General features: G+C 40.5%; 7 protein-coding genes. 6 read left to right on the top strand and 1 reads right to left on the bottom strand.

The features are described 5' to 3' along the window. Positions 1-70: 70 nt before the first annotated feature. The 3 genes from HT699_RS10575 to pcp all read left to right on the top strand — a co-directional run bounded on the left by HT699_RS10575 (position 71) and on the right by pcp (position 1,626). On the top strand, positions 71-496 hold the full coding sequence (locus tag HT699_RS10575) for a MarR family winged helix-turn-helix transcriptional regulator (RefSeq protein WP_050262228.1): 426 nt from the start codon (positions 71-73) through the stop codon (positions 494-496). A 10-nt stretch (positions 497-506) separates the two neighbouring features. Beyond that, positions 507-869, top strand: a complete 363-nt coding sequence (locus HT699_RS10580; protein WP_138706064.1) for a DUF1304 domain-containing protein — start codon at positions 507-509, stop codon at positions 867-869. A 112-nt stretch (positions 870-981) separates the two neighbouring features. Next, on the top strand, positions 982-1,626 hold the full coding sequence (pcp, locus tag HT699_RS10585; RefSeq protein WP_138706065.1) for a pyroglutamyl-peptidase I: 645 nt from the start codon (positions 982-984) through the stop codon (positions 1,624-1,626). Between the two features lie 117 nt (positions 1,627-1,743). On the opposite strand, the gene HT699_RS10590 is transcribed toward pcp, so the two are convergent. Beyond that, positions 1,744-2,622: a DUF975 family protein gene (locus tag HT699_RS10590; RefSeq protein WP_001108855.1), complete on the bottom strand. Its 879-nt coding sequence runs from the start codon at positions 2,620-2,622 to the stop codon at positions 1,744-1,746. Positions 2,623-2,738: 116 nt separating this feature from the next. Here HT699_RS10590 and tgt point away from each other — a divergent pair, with 116 nt between their 5' ends. From tgt to HT699_RS10605, 3 genes are all read left to right on the top strand, one after another. Then, positions 2,739-3,881 carry a tRNA guanosine(34) transglycosylase Tgt gene (gene tgt / locus HT699_RS10595; protein WP_001285257.1) on the top strand — a complete coding sequence of 381 codons (1,143 nt, stop codon included), beginning with the start codon at positions 2,739-2,741 and terminating at the stop codon, positions 3,879-3,881. Positions 3,882-3,981: 100 nt separating this feature from the next. Continuing rightward, positions 3,982-5,799: an acyltransferase family protein gene (locus tag HT699_RS10600; protein WP_001220862.1), complete on the top strand. Its 1,818-nt coding sequence runs from the start codon at positions 3,982-3,984 to the stop codon at positions 5,797-5,799. Positions 5,800-6,055: 256 nt separating this feature from the next. Continuing rightward, on the top strand, positions 6,056-6,213 hold a 158-nt coding region (locus HT699_RS10605; RefSeq protein WP_172923167.1), incomplete at its 3' end, for a helix-turn-helix domain-containing protein.

Genomic DNA, 6,213 nt, shown 5'->3' on the forward strand with positions numbered 1-6,213 from the left:
TGATTTTAGTCCAGTATTATATTAAACTTGATTAATCAACTATTGATAAATCAATAGAAAGGAGGAAGAAATGATAGAGATTCAAGATTTACTGTATCAACTCCGCTTGTCTGAGCAAGCGAGTACGCAATTGTTTGAAAAAAGGCTTGGGATTAGTTTGACACGGTATCAGATTTTATTATTTTTGTTGAAGCATTCCCCTTGTAATCAAATAGCGGTTCAGGAGCGTTTGAAGATTGATCAGGCTGCTTTGACACGGCATCTTAAGATTTTAGAAAAGGAAGGTTTGGTGGAGCGTCATCGTAATCCTGAAAATCAGCGAGAAGTCTTGGTAGAGGCTACGAAGTATGCCAAGGAGCAGTTAGTGATGAATCCACCTCTGCAGCATATCAAGGTTAAGAAAGAGATGGAAAGTATCTTAACAGAGTCTGAGAGAACAGAATTCAGCCGTTTATTAAACAAATTGGTTTTGAGCATTGAAAATATAGAAATTTAAGGAGAAATAGATGTCAATTATGACAATTATTTTAGCAACAATCGTTGCTTTGGAGCATTTTTACATTTTTTATTTGGAAAGTATTGCAACGCAATCAGAAGCGACTAGTCGTGTCTTTAACATGGACAGGGAAGAACTAGCTCGTCCGTCTGTAAGTTCATTGTTTAAAAATCAAGGTATTTATAATGCTTTGCTAGGAGTCTTTCTCTTGTATGGAATTTATTTCTCACAGAATTTAGAAATTGTGACTATTTTTGTCTTATTTGTGATTGGGGCTGCGGCTTATGGCTCTCTTACAGCAGATAAGAAAATTATTTTGAAGCAAGGTGGACCAGCTATTTTGGCCTTGATTAGTATTTTTCTCTTTAAATAAGTTCAAAGGTCAATCTTAGTCTCTCTAGTCCTTTTCGCTCCAGAATAAGGGAAATATGTTATACTTGTTTTTAAGAAAAAAGTCTCATTGAATTGGTTTTGAGGAGTTAGAAATGAAAGTATTAGTGACAGGTTTTGAGCCCTTTGGAGGGGAAAAGGTCAATCCAGCTTTGGAGGCTATTAAAGGTTTACCAGCTGAAATCCATGGTGCTGAGGTTCGTTGGCTAGAAGTACCGACAGTCTTTCACAAATCGGCCCAAGTATTGGAAGAAGAGATGAACCGCTATCAACCGGACTTTGTCCTTTGTATCGGGCAAGCGGGTGGAAGATCTAGCTTGACACCTGAGCGAGTAGCTATTAATCAAGATGATGCACGGATTCCTGATAATGAGGGTAATCAACCGATTGACCTTCCTATTCGTCCAGATGGTGCTCCGGCCTACTTTAGTAGTTTGCCGATTAAAGCGATGGTTCAAGCTATAAAAAAAGAGGGATTGCCGGCCTCTGTTTCCAATAGTGCAGGGACTTTTGTCTGCAATCATTTGATGTATCAGGCCCTCTATTTGGTAGAAAAGAAATTTCCACATGTTAAGGCAGGGTTTATGCATATTCCTTATATGATGGAACAGGTGGTGAATCGACCGACTACTCCAGCTATGAGTTTAGTGGATATTAGGCGAGGGATAGAAGCGGCAATCGGAGCCATTATAGAACATGGAGATCAGGATCTCAAGTTGGTAGGCGGAGAAACTCATTGATAGAAAAAAGCTTGAGGGAAAACCTTCAAGCTTTTGGACGTTTTCGAGCCAATACTGCTCGGTAAAAAATCATTTTATTAATTAATTTGAATGTAGGGTAGGAGTGAAAAACTAGCCCTACCAGGGGTAGTTTAGTTGGTATTTTTTACTAAGTGCTGCTCTAAGTACTGCTCTATAAAAGCTGATTTTAGTACATTGGATATAAGGTAGGAGTAAAAAACTAGCAATGCCAAAGGTAATCCAATTGAGGAAGTACCAAGGAAGAAGCTGTAAATCTAGGACAAAGTGCTGGAACTTGTAGCCCTTCATAAAGGAACGGCTAGTTTTTAGGATTCGTCTTGGTGAGGCCTGTCCTAGGTCTAGACTATAACAGAGAAGAAATTCCACCTGTGAATAGGCATAATACTGTGGAATATAGAGGATATTTCCTACAATGATCAAGATGAGACTTGCAAGAAAGTAGAGTCCAAAGACCATGAGGAAACGCTCGGTTTCAACTGATGAGAGATCTAGATTTGGAAACTCAGGATGTAGGGTGACGAATTTTTGGGCTAAAAAGCTACTATAAAAGAGGAAGTAAATCCCAAGTAAATTAGGGATACTCCATAAAAAGAGATAGAAACGTTTGAGAAGTAGGGTCAAAAAGGTTTGAGAAAAGCGCTCCTCATCAAAGAGAGCTAGGCTGTTTTTTACAGATGGCTCCGTTTTAGAATCTTTCATGAGTGTCAGGGTTGCATAGACGGAACTGGTCAAAAGAATAGTCCCGATAAAGGAGACTAGTAGAGGAAAGAGGTAGGCTTGAAGTATTTGACCAAGTATGCTGAAAAATGGCTGTTCTAAAACAGTCACGTGGATCCGAGATAAGGGATTAAGAAAACCAGATAAGATGACCAGCATACTGGGAAGGATATAGAGGAGAAAGAGACGGGGGGTGTCAGCCTGAAAATGTTTTGACTCCTGACGAATTGTTTTTAAATCAATTTTTGGATAGTTCATTCTCTTATTATACCATAGTTCGTGACAGTTCCAGCTTTTTTTGATAAAATCATACAGTATGCCCTTGGGTACAAAGTATGAACTGGGACTGTCTTTCCCAGCTTCGGAGGTAAAAAATGTCAGATTCACCAATCAAATACCGTTTGATTAAGAAAGAAAAACATACAGGAGCTCGTCTGGGAGAAATCATCACTCCCCACAGCACCTTCCCAACACCTATGTTTATGCCAGTTGGGACTCAAGCCACTGTCAAAACTCAGTCGCCTGAAGAATTGAAGGAGATGGGTTCGGGAATTATCCTGTCAAACACCTATCATCTCTGGCTTCGTCCTGGAGATGAACTTATTGCTCGCGCAGGTGGTCTCCACAAGTTCATGAATTGGGACCAGCCTATCTTGACAGATAGTGGTGGTTTTCAGGTTTATTCCTTAGCAGATAGCCGTAATATCACAGAAGAAGGAGTAACCTTTAAAAACCATCTCAATGGTTCCAAGATGTTCCTATCGCCAGAAAAAGCTATCTCTATTCAGAATAATCTAGGCTCAGACATCATGATGTCCTTTGACGAATGTCCTCAGTTTTATCAACCTTACGATTACGTTAAGAAATCAATCGAGCGTACCAGTCGTTGGGCTGAGCGTGGTTTGAAGGCTCACCGTCGTCCGCATGACCAAGGGTTATTTGGGATTGTGCAGGGGGCAGGATTTGAAGACCTGCGTCGCCAATCGGCTCATGACCTTGTCAGCATGGATTTCCCAGGCTACTCTATCGGTGGCTTGGCAGTAGGAGAAACCCACGAAGAGATGAATGCGGTTTTGGACTTCACAACCCAACTGCTTCCTGAAAATAAACCTCGCTATTTGATGGGTGTCGGAGCGCCAGATAGCTTGATTGATGGGGTCATTCGTGGGGTGGATATGTTTGACTGTGTCTTGCCGACTCGTATCGCTCGTAACGGGACTTGTATGACCAGTCAGGGACGTTTGGTTGTCAAAAATGCCCAGTTTGCTGAGGACTTTACGCCACTGGATCCTGAGTGTGATTGCTACACATGTAAGAACTACACACGCGCCTACCTTCGTCACCTACTCAAAGCTGATGAAACCTTCGGTATCCGCTTAACTAGCTACCATAATCTTTACTTCTTGCTTAACCTGATGAAGCAAGTGCGACAAGCCATCATGGATGACAATCTCTTGGAATTCCGTGAGTATTTTGTGGAAAAATATGGCTATAATAAGTCAGGACGCAATTTCTAAAACGGAATAGATATAAGCTAAAAATCCTAAGTTTTCTCTTAGGATTTTTCTTCTTTTTTTGATAGAATAAAGTGTATAATGAAAGGGAGAATAAACTCGTATGCGCATTAAATGGTTTTCCTTGATTAGGATTACAGGTTTACTACTGGTACTCTTGTATCATTTCTTTCAGACCATCTTTCCTGGAGGATTTTTCGGGGTAGATGTCTTTTTCACATTTTCAGGTTTCCTGATTACGGCTCTACTCATCGAAGAGTTTTCTAAAAATCATGAGATTGACTTGATTGGATTTTTTAGGAGACGCTTTTATCGGATTGTGCCACCTGTGATTTTGATGGTCTTGGTAACCATGCCCTTTACCTTTCTAGTTCGCCAAGATTATGTGGCTGGAATTGGGGGTCAGATTGCGGGTGTTTTAGGCTTTATGACTAACTTCTATGAACTGCTAACAGGTGGGAGTTATGAATCTCAGTTCATTCCTCATTTGTTTGTTCATAATTGGAGCTTGGCCGTTGAGGTTCACTACTATATTCTTTGGGGATTGGCAGTTTGGTTCTTATCCAAACAGTCCAAATCAAATGGTCAGTTGAGGGGAATGGTTTTTCTCTTATCAGCTGCTGCCTTCTTGATCAGCTTCTTCTCCATGTTTATTGGTAGTTTTCTAGTGACCTCTTATTCCTCTGTTTACTTCTCCAGTTTAACTCATGTCTATCCATTCTTTTTGGGAAGTATCCTAGCAACGATTGTAGGCGTTCGTCAGACGACTTCCCTCGTCAAGCAGTTGGATAAAATCTGGGATTTACGCAAGACCCTTTTGGTTTTTGGAGGAGGTTTTGGCTTCTTACTCATTTTGACCTTCTTTGTCAAATTTACCTATCTTTTTGCCTATCTTATGGGCTTCTTACTTGCTAGCCTTGCAGCTCTTGCTATGATTCTGGCGGCGCGTGTCTTACATGAAAAGACACATCATATACAAGAGACAAAGATGATTAGCTTTTTAGCGGATACTAGCTATGCAGTTTATCTCTTCCATTGGCCTTTCTACATCATTTTCTCACAGTTGACCTCAAATCTTCTTGCTGTGTTATTAACTTTGATTTTTTCTTATGGATTTGCCAGTCTTTCATTTTATGTATTGGAACCTTGGATTGCAGGCAAGAACACACCTATTTTACAAACTCTTCGTCCCCTGCCTTATATTCACACAATTCTTGCAACAAGTACGGGAATCTTGGCCTTCATTGTCTTCTTAGTGACTTTGTTGGCACCACAAGTGGGAGCGTTTGAGACAGACTTAACTGTCAATGGCTTGAAGCAAGCTGCTAGTACTATTGCCCAAACAAAAGTGATAGCAGAACGAGCAGAAGCTGATAGTTTAGGAATTGCTGATGGCACTATGTTAATTGGTGACTCGGTGGCTTTAAGGGCAAATACAGCCCTGCAGACAGCTCTTCCTGGAGCACAAATTAACGCGCAGGTCAGCAGAACAACCAAGACTGCCAATGAAATCATGATAAACAATAGCCAAAATAAATTTTTACCTAAGATGGTGGTCATTGCGACTGGGGTAAATAATCCTGAAAATTACAAGGAAGACTGGGACAGTATCGTAAAAAATCTTCCTAAGGGCCACCATATGGTTTTGGTGACTCCTTATGAGGGAGATAAGACAAAAGAGACCTATGCCATCGTTGAGAAGGCTGCTGCCTACATGAGAGAATTGGCAGAGAAGACACCTTACATCACGATAGCAGATTGGAATCAAGTTGCGAAAGAGCATCCAGAAATTTGGGCAGGAACAGACCAAGTCCATTTCGGAAGTGACACTAGCACTATTGAAGCAGGAGCAAAATTGTATGCAGATACGATTGCCACAGCCTTGAAGACAGCTCAAGACAAGCCAGTCAAATCAAAATAACGTGTATTAAAAAGAGAAGAGTTGGAGAAATCCAACTCTTTTAAAATATCGCATCTCTGTGCCTTTCTTGTGTTTGTGGTTGAACAACAAGTATAACACAGAGGTGTTTTCTTATGTCTACACTTTCAGCTAGTTGAACCATCTAATTTTTAGGAGGGCTGGGTGGCTAACTTCATTATAGAACTTTCATTTAGTAAATCGAACGTGAAAATGTCCCATTTGATAAAATAGTCGTATGAAAAGGATCCAACTGAATATGAATGAAACGAAAAAATATCTTGTGATAAAAGCTATAGACCAAGGAAAGAAAACAAAGAATCGAGCCTGTGTCGAACTGAATCTTTCTGAAAGACAAATCAATCGTCTGCTACTAGCCTATCAACAGAAAGGAAAAGAAGCCTTCAGACACGGAAA

Origin of the sequence: Streptococcus sp. 1055 (assembly GCF_013276815.1) — a bacterium.
In the GTDB taxonomy this organism is placed as follows: Bacteria; Bacillota; Bacilli; order Lactobacillales; family Streptococcaceae; genus Streptococcus; species Streptococcus pseudopneumoniae.